Genomic DNA, 25,391 nt, shown 5'->3' on the forward strand with positions numbered 1-25,391 from the left:
TTCAATAACGCAGCCGTTTGGATTTACATCCAATTATTTACCGGCATTTTGGTCTTCAAGATTCGGCCATGTTAATACTTTTGAACTTAACAATGCGAATTCTTTTGCAGCATTTTTTGCATCGCGAACCGGGATTCCGGCTTCCTTGTTCAATGTCTGTTCAAAGAACAGTTCGATGGATTTAAATACATCCGGGAGTGGGTAAAACAGGAAAGCAAAGTTTATACCTGTAGGTTTTACGATAGTAAATGCAGACAGTGCTTCTTGCGGATCCTTGCTGAAAATAATCTTTGATTGATTCTTTGCAGTGATGATATTTGAATCTTTAAATCGCAGCGGTACCTGAAAGTCACGTTCACGGCAATAGGGTTCCATAGATTTATGCGGATAGTTTTCGGGCTCAACAAACAGGAAAAGCTTTTTCCCGTTTGTTTGGAAAGTTAATCCGTTGCTGGTTAGGTAAATATCCTTTAGGGTCGCATAGGAAACGATCTCGTAAATACTGTACGCAGAATCTTCTTTAAAGAACGATGAAACAATATATCCTTGATCCATCGGTAGCTTCTGTTTTGCATACGCTTCAAAAAGATCCATCGCTTTAACTGTTGCCATACCTGTTCCTCCAAATTATATGCCCTTGTAGATGCAGCATACAATAAAAGTATATGCGATTTTTTTATAAACTGCAACCTTTTGAAAATATGCGATTACGTATCAGACGAGTAAATATAAATCACAAAATCAGGAGATTGGGCAAGCATTTGAACCATCTTCAACTGTTGTACATCCGTATACAACAGTTGAAGGCGAGTTTTGTGAGCGCACAAAACATCGCTGCTACGTGGAACCACCGCCGTCCGTGGCGGTGCTGATACGTTTGTTTTCCTTTCGCACGAAATTTTAGGAAAATTTCGTGCACTTTTATTTCAAAAAAAGGGAAATCGTACCAGACAAATAAAGCAAGAACGCAGAATAATGAGGCTGTGAGACCATTTGAACCGCGAAGAGGTTCAACTCTGGTTGAACAGCCTCATTATTCTGCGGGAATATCAATATAAGCGTCTGGTACGATTTCCCTGTGTTTTACTTCTTCTTCAAATATTTCACGCTGTCGAGGGCGACGGCGGCGATGATGATGAAGCCTTTAAACACGAACTGTAAGTTGGTGTCAATGCCGAGGAAGGTTAAGCAGTACGTTAAACCGGTAAAGATGATAACGCCGAGTACCGCGCCTTCCAGCTTGCCGATACCGCCGTTAAACGAAATACCGCCGACTACGCAGGCCGCGATTGCGTCCAGCTCATACCCCTGTCCGGTACCGGCGCTCGCATTTGCCTTAAACGCCTCGAAGAAAGCTCCGAAGCCGTAGAAAATCCCCGCCATAATAAACACGCTCATCGTTACCTTGAATACACTGATACCGCTCACGCTGGCGGCTTCGGCATTACCGCCGACCGCGTACATATTCTTGCCGAGTACGGTCTTATTCCAGATAAACCACGCAATCGCGATGGCGATAACCGCGGGGATAATCAGCTTGGGGAAGGTTACCAATTCGCCGCCTACAACGCCGAGCTCCCACCGGCCGCCGAAAAAGTCCTTAATACCGGCGTCGATGGAACCGACCGGCGTACCGCTCGTCCCGAAGAACAAAAGACCGTAGATAATCAGCTGCGTCGCGAGCGTCGAAATAAAGGGGTGAATTTTCAGCCATGCCGAAAAGAAGCCCGCAAAGGCGCTGAATATCACGCAGAGGATGATGGAAATTCCGAGCGAAAGCACTACCCGTATCGGCATCGCCAGCGCGGTAAAATCCCACGACCCCATACCGAAGAATGTTACGATGTTCGTTCCCGGATGGAGAATTAAACCGGTAACTACCGCGCCCATCGCGACCATACGCCCGACGCTCAAGTCCGTACCGGCAAGCAAGATAAGTCCCGCAACGCCCAGCGCGTAGAACATACGCACCGAAGATTGCTCCAAAATCGTTAGAATATTGGAAATTGTCAAGAGATTTCCGCTTCCCGACAGCGGAGCCACGATAATACACACCACAAAGAAGATCGCAATCGCAATATACAATCCGTTTGCCAAAAAGAACTGCGCGGGAGTAAACTTATAGGCGTAATCCTTTAAGCCGAGTTTAAAATCCTCGGCAAAATTGGTTTTACTGTTGCGCAAATGGATATTTTTCTGTACCCGATCGACATACACCTGATGTTTTGCCGTTTTACATTTTCCGAGCGCTGCCTCATACTGATTTTTCGCATCAAAAAGCGCGGACTTAAACGCATTGTGTGCAGCGGTCAGTTCCTGCTGCGCTTCCCGCCGTTCTTCCTCGGAGGTTTTGCCCGCAAAAGCGGCGGTAATCTCCTTCTTCTTTTTCTCCGCCGCCTCCGTAATGCTTTGCACCTTCTCCGCGTATTCCTGCTTATACCGCGCCGCCTTTGCATTTTCATTCTTTTTTACTTCCTGCTCAAAGGCATCGGAAAGCGCATTCACCCGCTGTATCGCTTTATGCGTCAGCTCTTTTTCTTCATCTTTATGCCGCGCCGCAACGGTCTTAGCATCTTCAATCTCTTTACGATAGGCTGCAATCCGGGTGCTTTTTTCTTCGGCGCTTATCAATTTATTTTTTCGTACGGCGGCAATTTCCTGCGTCAATGCGGAAACCTGGTTCACTCCGTTTTTGCGCAATGCGTCGAGCCGATCCGTATACTCGGCAAGAACGGCATCTTCCTCCAAGAGCTTTGCCGTATCCGCCTGCGCAATTTGTTCCTGCGTAAACGTGTACTGTGTGCTATTTTCGGGTGTATCTTTCATCCTATCCTCCGGTAAATTTCCGTGTTCAATTATATTTAATGATGTTCAGCTGTCCAATTATAAGTACCGAGCGGAAAGCCGCAGCAGCGCTTCCTGATCGGTGGTAGCGGTATCGACAATACCGGCAAGGCGGTAGTTCGACATAACGGCAATGCGGTTCGTAATGCCTAAGATTTCCGGCATCTCACTCGAAACAACGATAATTGTCTTTCCCGCTTTCGCCATATTGATAATAAGCTGATAAATTTCGTACTTAGCGCCGACGTCGATACCGCGGGTCGGTTCATCCAGCAACAGAATATCGGGCTGGCGTTCAAGCCATTTACCGATAATCACCTTCTGCTGATTCCCCCCGCTCAACGCGCTAATCAGCTCATCCGCAGAAACACACTTTGTGTGCATCGTCTTTATTTCACGGTCGGCGGCCTCCTGCATTTTGCGGTTTGACAGCACACCGAATGTTTTATAGGTTTCAATGTTCGCAATAACGGTATTAAATTTAATGGACGCTTTGGCAAACATCCCGTTGAACTTCCGCTCCTCGGTTACCAGCGCAAAGTTATAGTCCATTGCATCCTTGGAATTGGAAAAATGGAGCTTTTTCCCGGCCAAAAGCATCTCGCCTGATGCAACGGTTCTTAGGCCAAAGATACTTTCCAAAAGCTCGCTCCGTCCCGCACCAACGAGCCCATACAACCCGAAAATTTCTCCCTTTTTTACCGTAAAAGAAATATCCTTTAGCTGAGGTTCATAGCGGGTTGTGATATTCCGCACTTCAAAATAATCCTCCCCAACCTCATTATCCACATCGGGGAAACGCTTTTCCAACGAACGCCCGACCATCGCCGAAATCAATTCATTCATATTCGTGTCATTGATATTCTTTGCCAGCGTCAGCCGCCCGTCACGCAGTACCGCAACCTCGCTGCATATCTGAAAAATCTCATCCATTTTATGAGAGATATATACGAAAGACACACCCTTCTTGCTTAACGACCGTACAATAGAAAACAGTTTAATAACTTCCGGTTCCGTCAAAGAAGAAGTCGGCTCATCCAGCACGATAACCTTCGCGTTATACGAAACAGCCTTCGCAATCTCTACCATCTGCCGCTGCGAAACGGACATTGTACGCATAATCGTGCGTGCATTCACATTCATTTTAAGAGACGCAAACAGCGCATCCGCATCCTTTTGCATCTTCACTTCATTCACCGCACCGAACCGGACAGGATACCTTCCTAAAAAGAGATTATCCATCACAGTACGGTCAAGGCATTGGTTCAGCTCTTGATGCACCATCGCTACGCCGTTTTCCAGCGCATCCTTGGGAGACTTAAAATCGATCAAGTTATTCTCAAGGAAAAAGCGTCCTTCGTCCTTCGCATAAATCCCGAACAGACACTTCATCATCGTCGATTTTCCGGCGCCGTTTTCTCCCATCAGTCCGACAACCGCCCCTCTTTTCACCGTCAAACTGATATTTTCCAACACCTTGTTTTTAGCAAAAGACTTTGAAAGATTTTTAATTTCAAGTACCGTGTCTTCCATAGCTATTCCTTACATGGTTTTTTTCGGTTTCGGAGCGCAAAGCCCCCAGTGCAGTACATTCAACAACTTTTTTCTTCTATATATTTATTAATCTTATTATTTGATAATCTCTGTCAGTACTGATATTCTGTCAGAGAAGTGAGGTTTTGGCTACAGCCAAGCTTACCTGCCCTCCACGGTTTATTTTATTCACTGCAAGGGCATAAAAACAGCGGAGATACTTTATAATGCTTCTACCTCTGCTTTGGAAAGACCAGTCGCTTGGGCAATATTTTCAATGGATAAGCCGAATTGCAGAAGATTCTTTGCTGTCTCGACTTTTGCTTGTCGGGAACCGCGTATTTCGCCTTCAGCAAGTCCGAGGGATTTACCTTCAGCAAGTCCGAGGGATTTACCTTCAGCAAGTCCGAGGGATTTACCTTCAGCAAGTCCATGCGCAACACCCGCTTTCCATCCGTCATTCCGAGCATCTCGTTCAATGGTATTTACTAACATATACTCCCTCCTCAACTCTTCATTTGCTTTTACTTCTTTTATTCGGTGCTCTAACTTTTGGATAAACTCGTCATCGCTGTTCACCTTACCGTTCATGTACTCTAAAAATACTTTCAACTCCTCATTCTTCTCATACGCCGCCGCTTGACTGTTTATAATGATCTTCGTTATTCCATCATCCAATTTTATCAGGTTATCTTCACTACACATCGTTTTAAAGGTATACACCGGTAGCGCTTTTTTGAGATAGTCAAAGGTGCAGAAAAAGAGAATAAACGTATCAGGAAGACTTTCATACGGTTTACTTTTTCCTAATAAGCTCACATCAATCGCTGCTTGGTAGTATCGGATGCGTTTTGCAAGATCTTTTTTATCGAGCGCTTGCATTTCTATGTCATAAATACGTCCGCTGCAATCTTTTGCCCATACGTCAAACCGGACTCCTTTAGCTCGTCCTGCATCGTCAATTGTCTTTTGCAGCTCTATATCGGTGATTGTTTCTACCTTTCCCTGTAACACTCTATTTAACAGCGTCTTACAGATATCCGTGTCTTCCATTACGCGATAGAACATATAGTCATCAGCTATGGTTAGCTCGTCAAAATCTTTTTCCATTGTTTTATTCCCTGTTTTTATTATAGCAAAAAAAGAGGTATGAACAACCTGTCGTGTCCCATTATAAAACAAGTAAGCTGGTCAAAAAACGCTCCTACGCCTTGACTTATCGAGTAATCGTTCCTCCGACTATTTTTACGTCAAGTACCTTGCGCCAGTTTTTTGCAAAACAAAAAAACTCGTGTTCGCCACGGATGCCATCGTTCAGAAACGAACGTCCGTGTACACCTGAAAAGGCCGAGTTTTGGCAAAGCCAAAACTCGCGTCAAAGAATTGACACGGCGGTCAATTCTTTGACAATTATTAATACTTTAGCTTGCCGGTGTAGTCTGCGCCGGAGTTGGTCTTTACCATATTGACGGCGAATGCGTCAAAGTTGTTCAGGTTGGTAAAGCGATCCAGGCAGCTGGACTCGTTTTGTCCGTCGCCCTGTACGATGGTCAGGTCGATGTTCAAAAGCGGAGCGTAGTATTTGAGCGCTGGAACATACGAAGACGAAAGGAAGTTATCGGCAGAGTTGTAGATTGTCAACAATACCTTTTTCTTATCGGCCTGTGTCTGCTTAATGCCCGCATCGCGGCTGCCGCCGGAGTAGTTCTGCCAGTTTTCGGCATTGACGCCTGAGTTTTCCGCCATAACGGCTTTTACGTCTGCCCAGTACTGTACGGGTGCGGTAATCTTATTGCCGTATTTGTCGGCAACGGAGATACCCTTGGTGTATACGTCCTCTCCGGTTAAACCGTCGAGCAAGTTGCGTAATACCTGCAATGTTGCGGTCGCCTGTGCGTCTACGTTCTGAGAAACGGTTCCCGAGAGTTTGCCGTTTCCGATTGCTTCGATCGCGTCTGCGTTTGCATCATAACCGAAAATCGGAACACCTGCCGGGTAGTTTGAAGCCTGTAAACAGCCCATTGCCATACCGTCGTTGTTGGAAACAACCATGTCGATCTGGTCTGCAAATTTGGTTGCCCAGCCGCCCATTGCTTCAGTTGCGGCGTTTGCGTTCCATGTAGAGCCATCGGTTCCGGTCATTGCCTTTCCTTCAAGCTCAACAACTTTTAGGGTCTTTCCTGCGATGGTGATGGAACCTTCCTGCACAACGCCCGGATCGGTGGAACCCGCCCATGTACCGAGTGCCCGTCTGATACCTTCCGTTCTCGCCTTGGAATCGTTATGGCCAACGTCGCCGATGCACAGTACATAGCCTAACACGCCGTCGCCGTTGCGGTCGATCGAAGCGTCAGCCTTTGCAAGAAACTCCACAATCAATGCCCCCTGAACGGCTCCGCCGCCTGCAGCGTCAAAACCGACATAGTAGGTCTTGTCGTTCCAGTTCATCGTCGTCATATCGATTTCACCGGTTGTCGGATCAGACGGCTGCCGGTTAAAGAATACGAGCGGTTTATCCTTGTTGGCAGTAGCAGCGGTTTTTCCGCCGCAGCCTGCAAGAACCAAGAGGCTGCACGCCAGCACAGCCAATACAACTTTGTGAGATACTTTTGAAACATAGTTCATAGATATCTGCCTCCTCAAAATAAGTCGGTATTTAACTTTAACTGTGCTCTTTAAGCAGCAGAAGTTAAATCTCCGTACAATTGCGTATTATACTATATAAGTAGAAAATTTTCAAAACCTTTTTTTTGAAAATAGGCGGGCATCTGCGTTGTCGCTTAACAAAAAACAGTCCTCGACGTACAAAAAGTACGCCTGCGGGTGTTTTTTGTACGCTTCTAGCATCTGCTCCACCTATTTTCAAAAAAGCTAACGGTGAAAGGCTTTTCAGAACGGACAGGGATGTCCGTGAAATTGAGCAGTAGCGAGTTTGCTTGCAAACTCGTAGCCCACAAATGTACACGGATGTACATTCGTGGGCGGGGATGTCGGTGGTTCTAATCAGCAGCGATGTTTTTGCGGCGCAAAAACTCGCGTTCAAAAATTGACAAGGAGGTCAATTTTTGAACGTGCCATGGATGTCGGTGGTTCCCAGCAGAAGCAAGTTTGCTCCTGCAAACTTGTAGCCCAAAAATGAACAAGGATGTTCATTTTTGGGCGTGCCTCGTATCTATCCTGTCTATTTTCAAAAAAGCTAATGGTAAAAGGCTTTTCAGAACCGACAAGGACGTCGGTGGTTCCATACAGAAGCGAGTTTGCTTGCAAACTCGTAGCCCACAAATGTACACGGATGTACATTCGTGGGCGGGGATGTCCGGGGTTCTATACAGTATCGAGTTTTTCGTTTATGAAAAACTCGAAGTTCAGAAATGTACAAGGACGGACATTTCTGAACGATGGCATCCCTGTAGCCCCCTGCTCATGATATTGTCTTTTCTTGTAACTTCTGTCATAGTGCGTATTAAGGAGAAACGCTATGCGTAAGTTTATTACTTTTATAACGGTGATCGGTTTCAGCCTTATCTTTGCCTGTTGTCAGCCGTATGCTGCTGATATTGAGGAGTTTTTAAGTTATTGGTCATCGGAAGCCGCCGTTACCGGTTTTAAGATCAATACGAAATACTATAGAAACGATGTAGGCGTTGCGTGTCTCCCTTCGGATCGTGATGCAACGGTCATACTGACGGTGCGGAATCCCAAAAAATTTAAATTTGTCACGCCGACTACTGTCTTGGATGCGGCAGCCGTTATCCGTTTTCCCGGTCTGCCGTCTCAACCGGTGCCGCGTACGGATTATATACTCAAGCAAAGTGCTCCCGATACCTTGGAGTTGACGTATAAAAGCAGCTTTTTAAAAAAGTATGAATGGGGTACCGCCGATATCGGGCCGGTTATTACGCTAAAAAGCGATGACGGAAGACCGTTCACGCAAACTTTCAAAACAAATATAATGGTCAACACCCTGCCGCCTGAGATTACGAAAATAACCATAGCGAAAACTAAGGGTTCGACCGCATATTATGTCGTGTGCTGTGAAATTGACGGTACCAACATACTTGATCCCGTAAACAGCGGCGACAAGCTGCATGGGGATATCGTTGCGCTTCGCGTTACAAAAGACGGCGGAACGGAAGAGACCATCCCGATAAGCGTAAATGGTACGGGTTTTGACATAACGCATTCAGGCGGAGAACTGTTATCGCGCGCAAACGTCGATCCTTTGTTTTCAGACTCTTCTTACGCGTTGCCATCCCCCGGTTCGAGGTGGGTTGTGTACCTTAAAACGGATATAAAGCCGTATGATCTTACAGCCGCGTCACCGCATACCTACCGCATACGGCTCGCCGATACAAAAAACTTAATGTCGGATGCAAAAGAGACGCGTACGCTCGGATATAGTGTGGACACGAGCGGTTCCTCCAAAGCATGGAAAAAGGTACGGGATGCAGTGGCAAGTGTTGCTGACGGCGGCATGATAACCTTAAGCGGCGGCACTATTAATGCGACAAACGCCCCTGACAACCGTGGACAAATCGAAATATCAAAAAATCTAACCATTCAGGGGGCGCCCGGCAATTCGCCCGTCGTTCTTGACGCGGGGCATCTTGGGCCGACATCGAGTACGAACATTGCAGGTTCGCACCGGATATTCACGGTAAAGGGCGCTGTTGACGTTACACTGCAAAACCTTACGTTAAAGCGCGGCAAGGATGCTGTAGCTGCCAATATAGCGGAATCAGGCGGCGGCGGGATTTGGGCGTCGGCAAACGCAAATCTGACGCTTATCAATGTAACGGTGGAAGACTGTATCAGTAAAGCGCCCGGCGGAGGAATACGATACGACCATGGCACAGGGAACAAGCGCCTTACGATGATAAACTGTATAATCAAAAATAATACCGTTCAAGATGATGGTGACATTGCAGATTCGTCAGGCGGCGGTATCAGTCTGCCGTGGTGCCCCTATACGGCGGTAATCGACGGCGGTACAATCGCTGAGAACATCATCGACATGAGCGGCAAAACCAGTTCGGATTCGCGCTTAGAAGCCAAAGGTTGCGGTTTAGCTTGTAGCGCTACAACCGGCTCTATTACCATTATTAAAGGGCATACGGTAATAGAAAACAATCAATGTGTGCCGTACACGTCGAAATTCTGTGACTGTAAAGGTATGGGTATTTTTTGTGGGGGCGGTCGCTTGACTATCGGAGAAACCGGCAAAAGCGATCCCGAAAGCCCCGAAATACGGTATCATGGAAAACCAATACCCGCAAGAGTAGCTGCTGCCGGAACCGCGTTGTATATAAACGACGGCTATGTTAGCTGGCAGAGAGGCAAGATACACGATAACGGTACCGATCCCAACAATAGTATAAAGAATGTCGGGGGACCCTTTCCAATCTATCGGGAAATAGCCCAAGCTGAACGGGCAGGGATGTCCGTGGGTATAAGCAGTAGCGAGATTTTGCTTTGCAAGAACTCGCCGTTAGCAAATGTACACGGCGGCGTTCATCAAGGTATACTACCAATTGTCGAATATCGTTTACCCCTATAAAGAATCGACACCGATAAAAACACTATGATGCATTTGCTCCCTTATATAACGAAACATCTCGCCGTAAGGCTTTTTGTTGTGGTATACTGCCCCCATGCTGATTGGAGAAATTCAAACGCCCGTGTCAAATCTGTATGGGGCGGGGAAAACAACTGTTGAACAACTGAACCGGCTGGGGGTCTCGACGGTCGGTGATCTACTGCGGCTCTGGCCGCGCGCATGGGAAGATCGCAGCAGGTATAATACGCTCAGCGAATGGAATACATTTCATAAATTGAATGTTCCGGTAACGGTTATGGATCAGCAATGGTTCGGCTACGGGCGTATGAAAACGCTCAAGTTGATTGTCTGCGATTCGGAAGGAACCCGCGGCGAGTTGGCGTGCTTTAATCGACCTTTTTTAGAGAAGTCGTTTCCGGAAGGTACAAAGGCGCTGGTCTACGGAAGTTTTTCCGTTAAATACGGGGCTATCCAATCAAGTTCGTTCGATATAGAACAATACGATACGGCGGAGCGCCGTGTTTTGCCGGTATATCCGCTGACGCAGGGATTAACACAGACAAAACTGCGTAAGCTCATCGAGCAGGCGCTCAATTCGTATGCGCGGGGAATCGATTCCGAGCTTCCCGCCGATGTATTAAACAAATACGGCTACCCCGATAAAAGAACCGTGCTGTTTGCAATGCACCGCCCCGCTTCCATGCAGGAGGCGGAAAACGCCCGCACCGCGCTCATCTTTGAGGAGTTCTTCCTCTACGAAGCGGCTGTCGGTATGCGTGCACTTGAGCGGCGCGGTGTATTGCCGCGTACGCCGGGGGCAAAAGGGCAGGGGAGCGTATTTCCTGCACAGACGGAGAACGGAGACGGTCAAGCAGCAGAAGATGGGCAAGCAACAGCGGTGCAGGCTGGCGCTTCGGAAGGTGCGGTTCAATCGGCGACGGCTCAACCGTCTGCGGAGCCGTTACAGTACACTTACAGCCCGCTGCAAAAGGAGCTGCTCTCGCGTCTGCCGTTTACGCTTACCGCAGACCAGCAAGCCGTTACTGCAGAGATTAACGCCGACCTCGACGGAACGGCGCCCGCCGCCCGCCTTATTCAGGGCGATGTCGGTTCGGGCAAGACCCTTGTTGCATTTTTAGCCTGTTTAAAAGTGATAGAAGGCGGCGGACAGGCGGCGCTGATGGCGCCGACTGAGCTGCTGGCACGGCAGCACGCCGATAACGCAGCAAAGCTTTTGGAACCGCTCGGCGTACGGCTCGCTTTTTTAACCGGCAATCTCAAAGCAGCGGGACGGTCTCAGCTGTTACAGCAGCTTGCTTCCGGTAATATCGACCTCATCATCGGTACGCATGCCCTTTTTTCCGCACAGACGCTGTATAAAAATCTACGGATGGTTGTTATCGACGAACAGCACCGCTTCGGCGTACTCCAGCGCTCTGCAATTATCCAAAAGGGTATCGACAGCGGAAAAAAGGCTCCGCATTTTTTAATGATGAGCGCGACGCCCATTCCGCGGACGCTTGCGCTGTCGATGTTCGGCGACCTCGACATTTCCGTCATCAAAACAATGCCTCCCGGGCGCAAGCCGGTGATTACCTATGTCGCTCCCGAGAGCAAAGCCGAAAAAGTATATTATTTTATCGGACAGGATATCCTTGCCGGGAAGCAAGCCTATTTTGTGTACCCGATTATCGAAGATTCGGAAACGCTCAGCCTTAAATCGGCGGAAGATATGTTCGCGGAGCTGACGCGGGATTTCCCCCATCACCGGCTTGCGCTCCTGCATTCCAAGGTGCCGGAGGACGAAGCGCGGGCTATTATGCAGGAGTTCCGCTCAGGCGCTATTCACATCCTTGTGGCTACCAGCGTTATTGAAGTCGGTGTTGATGTGCCGAACGCGACCTGTATGGTCATCGAACACGCCGACCGCTTCGGCCTTTCGGCGCTGCATCAGCTGCGGGGCAGAATCGGACGGGGCAGCGATCAATCCTATTGTTTTTTGCTCTATGGGAAGAATATTACCGAAACCGGCATGGCGCGGCTCAAGGTGATGGCAAGCACGACTGACGGATTTGTTATTGCGGAAGAAGATTTGAAGCTGCGGGGGCCGGGAGACATCGGCGGCATTGAGCAGTCCGGCTATTGCGGTTTTGAACTTGCCGATCCCATCCGCGACTTTGCGCTATTGGAAAAAGCTCGCATTGCCGCCTTCGAAATGCTTGCCGCGCAGCGCGGATTAACGCAACGGGAAAGCACAAAGACTGCCGAATAAAAAAAGAGCGGCCTTATGGGGACATATAAGACCGCTCAAAAACTTATTTTGGGAGAAATAAATTCCTACTCTTTCTTATTGATAGTCGCAGCTAAAATCAGAGAGTCTGTTCAAAACGTCAGTTTTTGAACAGACCTGTACTTATGTTAGTCTCTCAAAAGTCTGTTTTATATTTAATCGTTCGTTTTAAAGTTATTTTGTCGCTTCTTTTAAAAGCTTACGGCACGTACCGAGTACGCGGGTTGCGACCTGTTCTTCAGAGCTGTCAGCAGGAATACAGGTCGGTTTTGCACCGTCCGTCTTTTCGATTTCGCTCGGTTTCATCCCGTACCACAAATGCATGTGTGCGGGGTTACCGTGCGGTGTTGTCATCGATAAAAAGGCGAATTTTCCCGCTTTCTGCCGGTCGGAAGCAACAAATGCATTTGCCGTAGCGCGCAGTTTATTGGCGCCGTCGCGACTGTAAGCAACTCTCGAAACTTCGGTCATACCCTTCCATACAACCATTTCGTTTTTATCGTTTTCGGTAACGAATTCAAGGTGTGTAAAGTCGGAAGCGGTACCGTAGCTTTTCTTTGCCATCATAATGATTTCTTCTTTGGTAAAGTCGCTGCCGTCTTTCTTGCCGGAAAATTCTTTAATGAGCTTTGCATACGCTTCCTGAACGGCAGGACGAGGATCGTCGTAGATCAGTGCAGTGTTGACCCATTTACCCATATACGGCATAAGGGGCGCTTTCGGCAACATCTCCGCAACTTCCTTAATCGTATCGGTCATTTCTTTTAACAGGCTTTCATGCGAGACTGCCGTATCGGCGTAGGTGGGCCACCAGAGCGGATCGCTTTCTACCAGTGAATTAATGTCTCTGCTACCAAACCGTGCGTGCCAGTGCAATAAGCTGTCTTCGGAATCCCGATGTGGGGGCATGATAATAAGATACTGCGCTTCCGCTAAACCTTGTACCGGTTTTATCGCTTCAAATGCATACCATGAATGGCCTTCAAACCCTTGCATGGGTTTCATTCCGGTATAACGGTATTCGCACGGGATTTGTTTTTCGTTGCCGTCTTTGTCCATTACGGTAAACAGTACGGTGTTGGAACCGTCAAACTTTGCTTTTACGATAGGTGTTGCAAACATATCGGAAACCGCCGCCTTTAATCCGTCTTCGGTATAGTACGGCATCTTTTCCGCCTGCATTCTATATGCGTCGTTCAACTGAGTTGCGCCGGAAATCGCGCTAAAGGATTGCCATTCGCCCTTCCACGCAGAAAGTTCATTTCCCGCTTCGAGCTTTGCAGCTGCGGATGTCGATTTACATCCGGTAAAAAATACGGCAAGCAGCAATACCGCCGCTCCGTATACGATATGTTTTTTAGATAACATCTAAACCTCCTAAAGTTTGCTCATACTGACAAAAATTATCAAAAATGTCAATCTCTTCTAACAATATCTCACGAATAAAATGGGCTATTCTGCCGGTTCCGTTATATTTGGGGCGAGTGTTTCTCCCGTTTCGGGATTGGCAAGTAAAACTATTGCTCTGTGGTTTTCGTACGCACAATGAAACCGCTGCGCAGCGGGATGTTCGTTTCGATAATGCAGGGATGTCCATGGCATACCCAATCGCGGGCGGTGCCGGTTTCGGGGTCGAGCAGGGTGTAATTGCGGTCTTCGATTGCGCAGATGTCGGGGCCGATGTACTCAAGCGGCATATCTGCGGTAATCTTATTCATCGATATGAATTCGTAGCGATTGTTGCCGAGCTCTTTCCCGATGGTACCGGCCATATTATACGGTGACTTGGATTCCCCGCGGGTTGTTTTATTTGCATCATCCTTTGAAAAATAAAAGCCGGTACCGAACGCACGATGCGCCGTATTGTACAACTCTTTCACAAAGGGCTCCGCTTCGGCAGGAGAGATTTTGCCGAATAAGGCGTCGATCCGCTTCCGGTAGGCGCGGGTAACGAGCGCAGTATAATAGAGACTTTTCATTCTTCCTTCTATTTTAAGCGCATCGGCTCCCGCCTTTTTCAGGTCGGTAAGGTAGTCTATCATGCAAAGGTCTTTAGATGAAAAAAGCGCCGTATAGCCGTCGCCCTCTTCTACGGGAAAGTATTCCCCAGGGCGTTCTTTCTCTTCAACGGCAAGCGAATAGTCCCAGCGGCAGGAGTGGGTGCAGGCGCCGGCATTTGCGCTGCGGCCGGTAAGGTATGCACTGATAAGACATCGCCCCGAATACGCAATGCACATCGCGCCGTGCACAAAGCATTCAAGCTCCATCTCCGGTACATGCGCTTTTATTTCGGCAATATCGGCAAGCGAGGCCTCTCTACCGAGTACCACGCGTTTAAACCCCAGATCGCGGTAGATGCGCACCGCTTCATAGTTGATACAGTTTGCCTGTGTACTGAGGTGGAGCGGCGTATCGGGGAAATGTTTGCGCAGTACGGAAACCATTCCGACATCTTGAACAATAAAGGCGTCGATGGGATAAAGCTTAAAATAATCGGCTTCCGCCAAAAAGGCCTTAATGTCTTCATTATGGAAAGAAATATTCAGTGCGCAGAGCAGTTTCTTTGATTTTCCCTGTTTTGCATAATGCTCTTTCAGTGCGCTGATAGTTTTGTATTCGTCGGTAAAAAAATTATCTGCTTTTACCCGTAACGAAAAGTTTTTGAGACCGATATAGGCGGCATCCGCTCCGTATTCCCATGCGTAGTGCAGTTTTTCCAGATTTCCGGCAGGGGCTACCAATTCCATCATTATTCTTCCTCAATAAAAAGAGACTGCACCCATTGCCCCAGTTTTTCTACCGCTAAGTGAGCTTCTTTTGCCTGTGCGTCCATTGCCTGAAAGAAATGCCACATCTCAGGCCATATATCTAACTGCACCTGTCCACCGGCCGCTTCAATCTTCTGTACGAGCGCTTTCGCATCCGCTAAAAAGAGCTCTTTACCGCCGCACTGAATAAAAACCGGCGGAAAATCGGCGAAGGAACCGTACAGCGGGGATACCAGCGGGTTCTGCAAATTATCAGGTGTCGTATAGCGTCCGGCTGCCGCTTGAAACGATTCCTTTAGCAAGAATTTATCGGTTTTCTGTAACGTATGTATTTCTTCGTTTGAGCATGAAACATCCAGCCACGGCGAAATGAGTACGAGTGCGGCAGGCTGCGGCAGTTTTTTCTGTTTTAAATAGTGAACAAGTGCGGCCGCCAAATTTGCTCCCGCCTCGTCCCCTGCAATAACGACCGATTCCGGAGAAAAAGCATATTTTTTCAGCATGCCTCTATATGTAATAAAGATATCTTCCAAACCGGCAGGAAAAGGATATTCCGGCGCACGGCGGTACTCCGGCAAAAACAATGTGCACGCGCATTCATGAGCAAACGAAGCGCAAAAGTTCCTCGAAGCCTTACACGAACCGTTAACAAAAGCACCTCCGTGCGCATAAAGAATGACACGGTTTGCCGCCGCTACCTCCGGCTTTAATATCTCTACCGGCACCGAACCGATTGTCTCGCGTGTTATATCCGTATTGTTTGGTAGATACGGCGTATAAAAAAAGGAGTCGTATTCTTCTCGAATGGTACTCAATGGTATTTTAGGAGAATAAAGAGCCTTTTTGAATGATTTTTGAATCTGTCGCAATGAATTTATCCCATCCATCGGGGTAGTATACAGAATCTTCTTTGATAATGCTAGTCTATATGGCAATTCCTTGGCGTTACTCTGGTTGAACAGCCTCATTATTCTGCGGGATACTCAAAAAAGTGTCTGATGCGTTTGTCTTGGCAGAAAATGTAAAAATATACGGTTTTCCCGGATTTATTGTATAAATATACTTGATATAACGACAAGATTATGTATAATTAAATAATATCACTCACTATAACTTAAAAGGAGAAGTAGAGTATGAAGCACAAGATGATATGCTTATTAGCTGCTTTGATGAGCGTCGCGCTAATTTTAGCAAGCTGCGGCGGTGGGAGCGCTGGACAAAATGCAAGTTCCGGAACCGAGTTTATTATCGGTAACGGCGCAGAGCCGCAGAGCTTGGATCCTGCGAAGATTGAGGGGGTGCCGGAACATCGTATCAATCTGGCCTTGTTTGAAGGTTTGGTAACGTATGACCCCAAAACCGGCAATGCTGTTCCCGGTGTTGCAGAATCGTGGGATATCAGCGAAGACGGTATGACCTATACCTTCCACCTGCGTAAAGCGGAATGGAGTGACGGTACGCCGATTACCGCAAAGACCTTTGTCGATTCATGGCTGCGTACGCTTACCCCTGCGACAGGTTCCCAATATGCCTTTATGATCAATATGGTCATAAAAGGTGCTGAGGATTACAACACCGGTAAAGCGGATGCGTCTGCTGTTGCAATTAAGGCTATCGATGACAACACCTTTGAAGTACAACTGACCGGCCCCGCTCCTTATGCAATCGATGTTATTGCACACTATGCCTTTAATGCCGTACCGCTTCATGTAATTGAAAAATTCGGCACCGACTGGATTAAACCCGGTAACTTCGTCGGAAACGGCCCCTTCGTGCTTGAATCGTGGGTACCGCAGGAGAAAGTTACTGTCGTACCGAACGAAAAGTATTGGAATAAAGAGAACGTCCATCTTTCGCGTATAACATTCTTACCGATCGAAGACAGCAATACGGCGTTTGAAAAGTACAAGGCCGGAGAGATAGATTGGGAAGCCGGTATTCCCGTTCCCCGTATCGATGAAGTAAAGCAGATGCCCGACTATCAGGTTGCGCCTCAGCTTTCTACCTATTACTATATCTTCAACGTAAAGCGCGGCCCGCTGCAGGATGCTCGTGTACGCAAAGCCTTAACGATGGCCTTAGACCGACAGGAATTGGTAGAAAAGGTAACAAAAGGCGGCCAGCTTGCAACCCGATCGATGGTACCTCCGATGGCAGGTTATACACCTGGAGAAGGCGCCGGATTTGATCCTGAACAAGCAAAAAAGCTTCTTGCGGAAGCGGGTTACCCTGACGGAAAAGATTTCCCCGTATTAACGGTTATTTATAACACGCTTGAAGGTCATAAAATGATCGCCGAATATGTGCAGGCGTCATGGAAGCGGAATCTCGGTATCGACATCAAGATTCAGAACTATGAATGGAAAACGTTCCTCGATATGCGTAATCAGCATGATTTCGACATTTCCCGTGCAGGATGGACAGGCGATTATCAGGATCCCAACACTTTCTTGGAGCTCTTTATAACCGGCAGCGGCAATAATGATGGCGAATACAGCAATCCAAAGTTCGATGCATTGATTCGTAAAGCCGCTACAATGAAAGGCGGGGCGGAACGGTTCCAGGTATTGCACGAAGCGGAATCGGTATTCTTGGAAGAAGACCAGGCCATATTGCCGATCTATTCGTATGTCAGCCAGAACCTTATCGATACGGCAAAGTGGGAAGGTTGGTACACCAATCCGCAGAATATTAATCCCTACGTCGGTATCAGAAAAGTAAAATAATGAGACTGTTCTTGGAATCTGAAGTTTCAAGATGTCTCAATAGCATCGGTTGATTTTAGCGGATCATGCCGACGCGGCAGGAGCTTGGGGATGGCGAAAAAGTAAACGACTTTTGAGACATCTCCGAGCTCCTTTAAATTAAAAAATATGAGTGTGGAGTATTGATATCATTCGCAAGGAGACCGGTTTAGCATAATGCATGAAGTAATCGGTGTACTCATTTTTTATCCTATCAATGCTTCCGTAAACATATACAAATTTTGGGGGAAGCATGATTCGATTTATCATACGCCGGTTAATCAGTTTGATACCGACGCTTTTTCTAATTGTAACATTCAGCTTTTTTATCATGAAAGTTGCGCCCGGCGGCCCTTTTTCCGCTGAACGGAATCCTCCGCCTGAGGTGCTCGCAAACATCAATAAAGTCTATCATTTGGATGAACCGCTGCCCAAGCAGTATGTGCGGTATTTGGGGAATATGCTGCGAGGAGACCTCGGCCCGTCGTTCAGATATAAAGATTACACTGTCAATGACTTAATCGGCAACACGATGCCGAATTCGCTTATTCTCGGTATTACCGCTCTTTGCAGCGCTCTTGTGTTCGGCTTGCTGGTAGGACTTGTTTCTGCGGTAAAGCGGAATTCCATTGCCGACTATGCATCGATGTCCATAGCGGTTATCGGTATTTCGGTACCGCTGTTCGTTGTCGGCCCGCTTTTAATGCTCCTTTTTGCAGTAAAACTAAAATGGCTGCCGACTTCCGGTTGGATTACCGGCCGGCAAGGGCTTAAAACGCTTATTATGCCGGCGCTTGCACTGTCATTACCGTATTTTGCATACATTGCCCGCCTTTCCCGCGCCAGCGTGTTGGAGGTACTGCGTTCGGATTATATCCGTACGGCGTATGCAAAGGGACTTTCGTATCCTGTCGTACTCTTTAAGCACGCATTAAAAGGCGCTCTATTGCCGGTTATCAGTTATCTTGGACCGGCTTTTGCGGGTATTATCACCGGTTCCGTTGTTATCGAAAAAATATTCTTGGTTCCCGGACTCGGTACCTTCTTTGTACAGTCAGCGCTTAACCGCGACTATACGCTGATTATGGGAACGGTGGTTATGTATTCCATCATTTTGATTTTGATGAATTTTGTTGTTGATATTCTCTATGCGGTTATCGATCCCCGCATTTCATATAAGTGAGGTTAAGATGGACGTTAAACAAACGGACGGCACAAACCAAACTCAGGAAGCTACACCGGTTAAAACGAAGGGCGGCCTTCCGGTTAATGAATTTAACCAATCGATGAAGCCGATTTCCCTCTGGGATGACGCATGGCGGCGCCTGAAAAAAAATAAAATGGCACTTACCGGATTGTTTATTGTCGGTTTTTATGCAGCGCTTTCGCTTTTAGCGCCGCTTCTGCCGATTTATTCTTATTCCGAACAGACGATTATCCACCAAAACCTGCCGCCTTCTCTTAGTAAGGCCGGGGATACGATGGTGCGCGTCCTTCGTGCGGATATGATGCGTACGGCAAAAAAAGAAGGTCGGGCGGATCTTTCCGAAAAGCAAAAAGAAGAGCTCGCCGCTTTACAGCGGGAAGTAACGAATAATCCGGTACATAACCGCCGCTATCTTTTTGGTACCGATGCACTCGGACGGGATATGTTTGCCCGTGTCGTATACGGCGGACGCATTTCGATTATGATCGGCCTTATCGGTACGATTACCTCGCTTTTTATCGGCGTAATGGTCGGCGCGGTGAGCGGTTATTTCGGCGGCTGGCTCGATAACGTATTGATGCGCTTTGTCGATATTATGTACGGTTTGCCGTATATGCTTGTCGTTATCATTATGATGGCGATCTTGGGGCAAAATATCGTCATCCTGTTTGTCGCAATTGCACTTGTTTCGTGGCTGACCATCGCACGTGTTGTACGCGGGCAGGTTATCAGCTTAAAGAATGCCGAATTCGTCGAAGCCGCCCGTTCGATGGGGGCTTCTACGCCGCGAATTATTTTTAAACATATTTTACCGAACACGCTCGGTATTATCATTATTTACTCGACGCTTTCCATCCCGGGCTTTATTATGAACGAGAGCTTCCTTTCGTTTTTAGGGCTCGGTGTTTCGGCGCCCCGTGCTTCATGGGGTTCGCTTGTGTCCGATGGTGTAAGCGTGATGACGCTCTATCCGTGGCAGCTGTTGGTTCCGGCAATCGCAATGACGGTTTTCTTATTTGCAATGAACTTTCTCGGCGACGGCCTCCGCGATGCCTTCGATCCTCAGAGTAAAAATAGGGTGTAACGATGAATAATCAAAAATCAGACGAGAAGATCTTACAGGTTAAAAATTTACAAACGTGGTTTTGGACTGATGCTGGTATTGTAAAGGCTGTCGACGGCGTTTCTTTCGATTTGCATAAACGCGAAATGCTGGCGATTGTCGGCGAGTCCGGTTCGGGAAAGAGCGTAACCAACTTAGCGATTATGAACCTTATTCCGAATCCTCCGGGGAAAATTATCGGCGGAGAGGTGTGGTTCGGCGGCAAAGACGTGCTCAAAATGGATAAGCAAGAGATTAGGCAGCTGCGGGGAAATAAAATCTCGATGATTTTCCAAGACCCGATGACGAGTCTTAATCCTTTCTTAAAAATCTCGACGCAGATGATAGAAACAATCCGGCTGCATCAGGGCTTATCGAAGAAAGATGCGCGTGACCGGGCAATTGAAATGCTCAAGCTGGTCGGTATCCCCGCAGCGGAGAAGCGGGTTGACTGTTATCCGCACCAGTTTTCCGGCGGTATGCGGCAGCGCGTTATGATTGCGATGGGATTAAGCTGCGACCCTGAGGTACTGATTGCCGACGAGCCGACCAGCGCGTTGGACGTTACCATTCAGGCACAGATTTTGGACTTAATCGGGGACTTGAGCGCCCGGCTCGGCACTGCCGTTATCCTGATTACACACTCGCTCGGATTGGTGGCCGGTATGTGCGACCGCGTATGTGTTATGTATGCGGGGCGTATTGTAGAGCAGGGCGGGGTGGATGAACTGTTTGCAAATCCTGCGCACCCCTATACGCGCGGACTGATTAAATCGGTGCCGCGGATGGACAAGAAAAATACCGGACGACTGTTCTCTATCAGCGGGCAGCCGCCGAATGTTATCGACTTGCCGCCGTGCTGTCCATTCTATCCGCGCTGTAGTGAAGCGATGCCGCAGTGTAAGACGGAGTACCCCGCTTCATACAGTCTTTCGCCCAGTCACCGCACGAGCTGCTGGCTCTATCAGTCGGGAAACAGTGCCAAGGAATCGGCCGCCGTATCGAATAGTGATGCAGCTGAATCTGCGGGAAATAACGAATAGGAGGCGCTTATTATGGAAGAAAAATATAACGAATCGGAAGCATTATTGACCGTCAAGGATTTAAAGATGCATTTTCCGTTTGCGGAAGGCGGCCTCTTCTCACGTAAGAAAGGTGCTATCCGTGCGGTGGATGGTATCAGTTTTTCGGTCAAAAAGGGTGAAACGCTCGGCCTTGTCGGGGAGTCCGGTTGCGGAAAATCAACCGCAGCCCGCGCCATTGCACAGCTGTATACGCCGACGTCGGGTTCCGTCCTGTTTAAGGGGATGGAGCTTGCCGGTTGTTCGCACCATACGCTGATGCAGGCGCGAAAAGATATGCAGATGGTATTTCAAGATCCGTATGCATCGCTGAACCCGCGTATGACGGCAGGAAATATTATCGCAGAGCCGATGCGGATTTTAACGAAGCGCGGCATCCTTTCGTATACTAAAAAAGAAATTGACGACCGTGTCGAGGTGTTAATGGAAAAGGTTGGTCTTTCCCGCTTTTTCCGCAACCGGTACCCGCATGAGTTTTCAGGCGGGCAGCGGCAGCGTATCGGTATTGCCCGTGCGCTTGCGCTTCAGCCGGAGTTAATCCTTGCAGACGAACCGGTCAGTGCGCTCGACGTGTCCATCCAAGCGCAGATTCTTAACCTCTTTAAGGATTTGCAGGATGAGTTCGGGCTTACCTATGTGTTTATCGCGCACGACCTTGCCGTTATCCAGTATATTTCCACGCGGGTTGCGGTTATGTACCTCGGCGTTATCGTAGAAATTGCGAATGCCGAAGAGCTTTACTCAAAGCCGCTGCACCCGTACACGGAAGCGCTCCTCTCCGCAGCGCCCATCCCCGATCCCGAAATTGAACGTAAGCGCAAGCGCATTATCCTGTCGGGTGACGTACCGTCTCCTGCGGAAAAACGCACGGGCTGCTATTTTTACGATCGCTGCCCCAAGCGTATGGAGCACTGCAAAAACACTATCCCGCAGCTGAAAGACAAAGGAAACGGCCACCAAGTTGCTTGCTTCCTCTGCGAATAAGCTGCCGCCGTTTTCGGCGTAGCAGAGCAAGCGCATCAGATGGAATAAATGAGAATCGCAAAATAAATAGGCTGTGAGACCATTTGAACCGCGAAGAAGTTCAATTCCGGTTGAACAGTCTCATTCTTCTGCGGGGTTTTGCAAATCCGTCATGGATGGCGGGGGGATTAAACAGCAGCGAATTTGCTTTATAGCAAATTCGCCATCACTCAATGTACACGGATGTACATTGAGTGATGAAATGTCTGATGCGTTTGCTTGATTTCACTCTTCCGTTGGTGCTTTGATTGGGGTATATACATAAAAGCCTTTTTTTGAGTGCAGTCCGAAAAGCTCGTGCAATACTTGCAGATCGGCGGTTTTATAAAATCGGGCATTTTCTGCGAGCAGCGTTTTTAAGATTTCATCGGCTACGGGCGGCTCTTTATATAAAACCTTTAACGAATACGTTTCTTTTATGCCTGCCTTTGTTGCGGCATAATTGACGGCATCGGTAAAACCACCTAATTCATCAGCGAGCTGCAACTCCTTCGCCTGCGCTCCGGAATAAATTTTCCCTTGAGCTAATTCTTCAACGGTTGCACGCGGGAGATTTCTGCCCTGCGCTACCGTATCTAAAAAGATTGAGTATGTATGCATAACTTCCAATTCCGATTGCGTTTTTTCTGCATCGGTCGGATTGCGGAAAATTGAGTAGGGCATACGGCCGGAAACACTGACTCCGTCTGCGCGGATTCCGAAGTATTCTTGTACCGCTTTTTGAATAGATGGTGAAACGGCAAAGACACCGATTGAACCGGTAATGGTATACGGTGAGCAAAAAATATAGTCGGCGGAAGAAGCAATCCAATATGCTCCCGAGGCTGCTATATCACCCATCGATACAACAACAGGCTTGCCGATTTTTTTCGACAGTCTATCTAAACTTCTCCGTATATCCTCAGAAGCATTCACCTCTCCGCCGCCCGAATCAATCCGTAATACTACTGCTTTAATTGAATCGTCATCAGCAGCTTCGTCGACTAAATCTACGAGGGTAGGACTGTCCGCATTATCGGCAGTATTGCCGGTAGTTCCCGTAATCGAACCGGTTAAATAAATAACCCCGATCCGATTATCCGTTTCTTTCTTTTTAAAAGACTTATTATAGTTATTGTAGTTGATAAAATCCCGTGAAGAAAGGTTGTATGTTTCCTCATCCAATACACCGAGTTCAACGCCGCATTCTTCGTACGTGCCGATATCGGTGATCAGATTTGCATCAAGTGCCGCTTGGGCGCTGTTTCCGTTTACCTTCCGCAGTGCATCGTTATAGTTCACCGTATAGGCTTCAAAGCTATTCGCGTCGGCGGCTCTGTTTGTGGCTATATCCTGTAAGTATGTGTGCCATAAGTCTTTCAGTACGGATAGATTATTGTTACGCACTCCTTCAGACATTTCGGTACGGGTATAAGTTTCCGCCATCGACTTGAAAGCTCCCGCATGGGCAACATTCCATCGAACGCCGAGTTTATGTTCCATTTCTCCGTAGAAAAGCGATTCGGTGTAAAATCCCGATAAGTCTACCTCACCCATAGGATCAAGGTAGATATGGTCGGCAAAAGAGGCAATGTAATAGCGTCCTAATCCGTAGCTTGTTGAAAAAGCATAGAGTGGTTTATTGGACTCTTTATATTCAAGCAATGCCGTCTTTAATTCGGTAAAATGTCCTGTGGAAATACCGTAGAGACCGGTAAGATCGAGTAAAACTCCCGTTATCCGCCGGTCATGTGCGGCGTGGCGTAATGCATCGGTAATATCCGATAATAACACGGCATCGGAAGTTGTGTCTGACAGCAGGTAATTCCGCCAGACAAATTCATCCGGTTTTTCGGTAAGGCGTCCTGCCGGATTAATCAATAAAAGGGAGTCGGCATAAACCGTAATGCGGGTATTTTTTTGTTTCCCCGTGCCGTCATTGTATTTGTAAATACCTGCAATAAATAGAAAAAGCAAAATGAAAAATATAAGATTAAGAATAATGAGGCGAAGAAGATTAAGACCGCGAAAGATCGAACGAAAAAATCCGCGTTTTTTATCTTTCATAGGAAACTCCTTTGATATAGCGCTTTCTAAAAGATTATTTCGGTAAAACTGTATTATCGGTAAAAAAAGCTTATGCGGTGCGGGTTTGAATGAAAAGGGTCATCGGTTATCCGGAGATATCTATTGTATACATTCTGTATCTGACAGAAGGACTGCCCTGGGGGGGACTTGAACCCCCATGCCCGTGAAAGCACTAGTACCTGAAACTAGCGTGTCTACCAATTCCACCACCGGGGCAAAAGCGCATTGCAATGAACACATTATAGATAAAAAGAGGCTTTTGTCAATCGCTTTTTTTTGGTATACTTTCACAAATATGAGTGTATATCCGTCGGACAAACTATTTAAGCTGTTGCGAGGCATTATCATTGTTCTGATTGCGGCTATCATAATCGGAACAGTTATCGCTGTTGTCAAAAAGACAAAAGAACGGGCTTCCGGCCGGCAGGATGAGGAATCGGATGCGGGCGCCGTTTATATTCCTCCTAAGGAATATGCGTTGTATGGAGACCTTGGTCAGCTTCGCGCCGTTACAGCCGATAATCCGCCGATCACTGTTATCCTCAAGCCTTTCCTTGAATATAAGGCTTCGGATACTGCGTTTCAGGAAGAACTGGTTGCACAAAAAGAAGCACTTAAAAAAAGCATACTCGATTGGTTCTCTCTCGAAAGTGCGTATCGGCTCAGCAGTGAATTGCCACAGGATATAAAACGGGCGCTTATGGAACGGATAAATAAGCAGCTCGTATTAGGCTCGATACATAATATCTACTTTGAAGAGTTCGTTATTCTCTATTAGTTAATAAGGAAGGAAGCAGTAAAAATGGTCGCAGTACAGATTATTATCGCCGTTATTCCGATTGTTGGAATTGTGATGGGAAGTGTTTTGGTCTTTTTTTATTTTTTATGGCGGCATAAGCAGATTATGCTTCAAATTAAGACGAACACCTATATCCAACCCGCTGTTAATATCCGCCTTTTTTGCTTGCTGTTAGGTATTATGCTGACCGTTATCGGCAGCGTGTTATTCGGACTATTCTATCTTATTGCCGGTGTCGGTTATATTCTACTTGGCGGGCTTATCCCGCTGGCGCTTGGTATCAGCCTTATTCTTTTTTATACTATTACGCACCGCAGCTGGAATAAAGAAGGGCAAAAATTCGCTGCTTTGCCGGAAGGAAAAACGGAGGGATAG

18 protein-coding genes and 1 tRNA gene are annotated in these 25,391 nt (G+C 47.4%); 9 read left to right on the plus strand and 10 right to left on the minus strand.

The genetic code is table 11. The features are described from left to right. Positions 1 to 33 precede the first annotated feature (33 nt). The 5 genes from ABH09_RS03490 to ABH09_RS03510 all read right to left on the minus strand — a co-directional run bounded on the left by ABH09_RS03490 (position 34) and on the right by ABH09_RS03510 (position 7,002). Positions 34 to 612 carry a hypothetical protein gene (locus tag ABH09_RS03490; protein WP_253715208.1) on the minus strand — a complete coding sequence of 193 codons (579 nt, stop codon included), beginning with the start codon at positions 610 to 612 and terminating at the stop codon, positions 34 to 36. 471 nt (positions 613 to 1,083) lie between these two features. Then, the gene (locus ABH09_RS03495) at positions 1,084 to 2,826 is read right to left on the minus strand and encodes an ABC transporter permease subunit (protein ID WP_253715209.1); all 1,743 of its coding nucleotides are present in this window, start codon (positions 2,824 to 2,826) and stop codon (positions 1,084 to 1,086) included. Positions 2,827 to 2,883: 57 nt separating this feature from the next. Then, positions 2,884 to 4,377 (minus strand): sugar ABC transporter ATP-binding protein, encoded by a 1,494-nt coding sequence (locus tag ABH09_RS03500; protein WP_253715210.1) that lies wholly within the window; start codon positions 4,375 to 4,377, stop codon positions 2,884 to 2,886. A gap of 222 nt (positions 4,378 to 4,599) precedes the next feature. Beyond that, positions 4,600 to 5,487 (minus strand): Rpn family recombination-promoting nuclease/putative transposase, encoded by an 888-nt coding sequence (locus ABH09_RS03505; protein ID WP_253715211.1) that lies wholly within the window; start codon positions 5,485 to 5,487, stop codon positions 4,600 to 4,602. Positions 5,488 to 5,790: 303 nt separating this feature from the next. Then, positions 5,791 to 7,002 carry a substrate-binding domain-containing protein gene (locus ABH09_RS03510; protein ID WP_253715212.1) on the minus strand — a complete coding sequence of 404 codons (1,212 nt, stop codon included), beginning with the start codon at positions 7,000 to 7,002 and terminating at the stop codon, positions 5,791 to 5,793. Between the two features lie 853 nt (positions 7,003 to 7,855). Here ABH09_RS03510 and ABH09_RS03515 point away from each other — a divergent pair. Both ABH09_RS03515 and recG read left to right on the plus strand, forming a co-directional pair. Continuing rightward, complete coding sequence (locus ABH09_RS03515; protein WP_253715214.1) at positions 7,856 to 9,934, plus strand: right-handed parallel beta-helix repeat-containing protein; 2,079 nt, start codon at positions 7,856 to 7,858, stop codon at positions 9,932 to 9,934. A 94-nt stretch (positions 9,935 to 10,028) separates the two neighbouring features. Then, on the plus strand, positions 10,029 to 12,206 hold the full coding sequence (gene recG, locus ABH09_RS03520; protein WP_253715215.1) for an ATP-dependent DNA helicase RecG: 2,178 nt from the start codon (positions 10,029 to 10,031) through the stop codon (positions 12,204 to 12,206). 192 nt (positions 12,207 to 12,398) lie between these two features. Here recG and ABH09_RS03525 read toward each other — a convergent pair whose 3' ends face one another. From ABH09_RS03525 to ABH09_RS03535, 3 genes are all read right to left on the minus strand, one after another. Beyond that, positions 12,399 to 13,592, minus strand: coding sequence for a ZinT/AdcA family metal-binding protein (locus tag ABH09_RS03525; protein WP_253715216.1), 1,194 nt, complete (start codon positions 13,590 to 13,592; stop codon positions 12,399 to 12,401). A gap of 149 nt (positions 13,593 to 13,741) precedes the next feature. Then, positions 13,742 to 14,971: a peptidase U32 family protein gene (locus tag ABH09_RS03530; RefSeq protein WP_253715725.1), complete on the minus strand. Its 1,230-nt coding sequence runs from the start codon at positions 14,969 to 14,971 to the stop codon at positions 13,742 to 13,744. Between the two features lie 2 nt (positions 14,972 to 14,973). After that, positions 14,974 to 15,879, minus strand: a complete 906-nt coding sequence (locus ABH09_RS03535) for an alpha/beta hydrolase (RefSeq protein WP_253715218.1) — start codon at positions 15,877 to 15,879, stop codon at positions 14,974 to 14,976. Positions 15,880 to 16,125: 246 nt separating this feature from the next. Here ABH09_RS03535 and ABH09_RS03540 point away from each other — a divergent pair, with 246 nt between their 5' ends. From ABH09_RS03540 to ABH09_RS03560, 5 genes are all read left to right on the plus strand, one after another. Beyond that, entirely contained in the window at positions 16,126 to 17,718 is a 1,593-nt protein-coding gene (locus ABH09_RS03540; RefSeq protein ID WP_253715219.1) for a peptide ABC transporter substrate-binding protein, read from the plus strand. Positions 17,719 to 17,989: 271 nt separating this feature from the next. Further along, positions 17,990 to 18,919: an oligopeptide ABC transporter permease OppB gene (oppB, locus tag ABH09_RS03545; RefSeq protein ID WP_253715220.1), complete on the plus strand. Its 930-nt coding sequence runs from the start codon at positions 17,990 to 17,992 to the stop codon at positions 18,917 to 18,919. A 7-nt stretch (positions 18,920 to 18,926) separates the two neighbouring features. Next, on the plus strand, positions 18,927 to 20,027 hold the full coding sequence (locus tag ABH09_RS03550) for an ABC transporter permease (RefSeq protein WP_253715221.1): 1,101 nt from the start codon (positions 18,927 to 18,929) through the stop codon (positions 20,025 to 20,027). A gap of 2 nt (positions 20,028 to 20,029) precedes the next feature. Beyond that, complete coding sequence (locus tag ABH09_RS03555) at positions 20,030 to 21,088, plus strand: ABC transporter ATP-binding protein (RefSeq protein WP_253715222.1); 1,059 nt, start codon at positions 20,030 to 20,032, stop codon at positions 21,086 to 21,088. Between the two features lie 12 nt (positions 21,089 to 21,100). Further along, positions 21,101 to 22,111 carry an ABC transporter ATP-binding protein gene (locus ABH09_RS03560; RefSeq protein ID WP_305880072.1) on the plus strand — a complete coding sequence of 337 codons (1,011 nt, stop codon included), beginning with the start codon at positions 21,101 to 21,103 and terminating at the stop codon, positions 22,109 to 22,111. A gap of 264 nt (positions 22,112 to 22,375) precedes the next feature. Here ABH09_RS03560 and sppA read toward each other — a convergent pair whose 3' ends face one another. Then, positions 22,376 to 24,196 carry a signal peptide peptidase SppA gene (sppA, locus tag ABH09_RS03565; RefSeq protein WP_253715224.1) on the minus strand — a complete coding sequence of 607 codons (1,821 nt, stop codon included), beginning with the start codon at positions 24,194 to 24,196 and terminating at the stop codon, positions 22,376 to 22,378. A 153-nt stretch (positions 24,197 to 24,349) separates the two neighbouring features. Next, positions 24,350 to 24,433: transfer RNA gene (locus ABH09_RS03570), tRNA-Leu, on the minus strand. Between the two features lie 79 nt (positions 24,434 to 24,512). On the opposite strand from ABH09_RS03570, the gene ABH09_RS03575 reads away from it, so the two are divergent. Together ABH09_RS03575 and ABH09_RS03580 are read left to right on the plus strand one after the other, a co-directional pair. Further along, on the plus strand, positions 24,513 to 24,995 hold the full coding sequence (locus ABH09_RS03575; protein WP_253715225.1) for a flagellar basal body-associated FliL family protein: 483 nt from the start codon (positions 24,513 to 24,515) through the stop codon (positions 24,993 to 24,995). 24 nt (positions 24,996 to 25,019) lie between these two features. Further along, positions 25,020 to 25,391 (plus strand): hypothetical protein, encoded by a 372-nt coding sequence (locus tag ABH09_RS03580; RefSeq protein WP_162662760.1) that lies wholly within the window; start codon positions 25,020 to 25,022, stop codon positions 25,389 to 25,391.

Source organism: Treponema sp. OMZ 803, from assembly GCF_024181165.1.
In the GTDB taxonomy this organism is placed as follows: domain Bacteria; phylum Spirochaetota; class Spirochaetia; order Treponematales; family Treponemataceae; genus Treponema.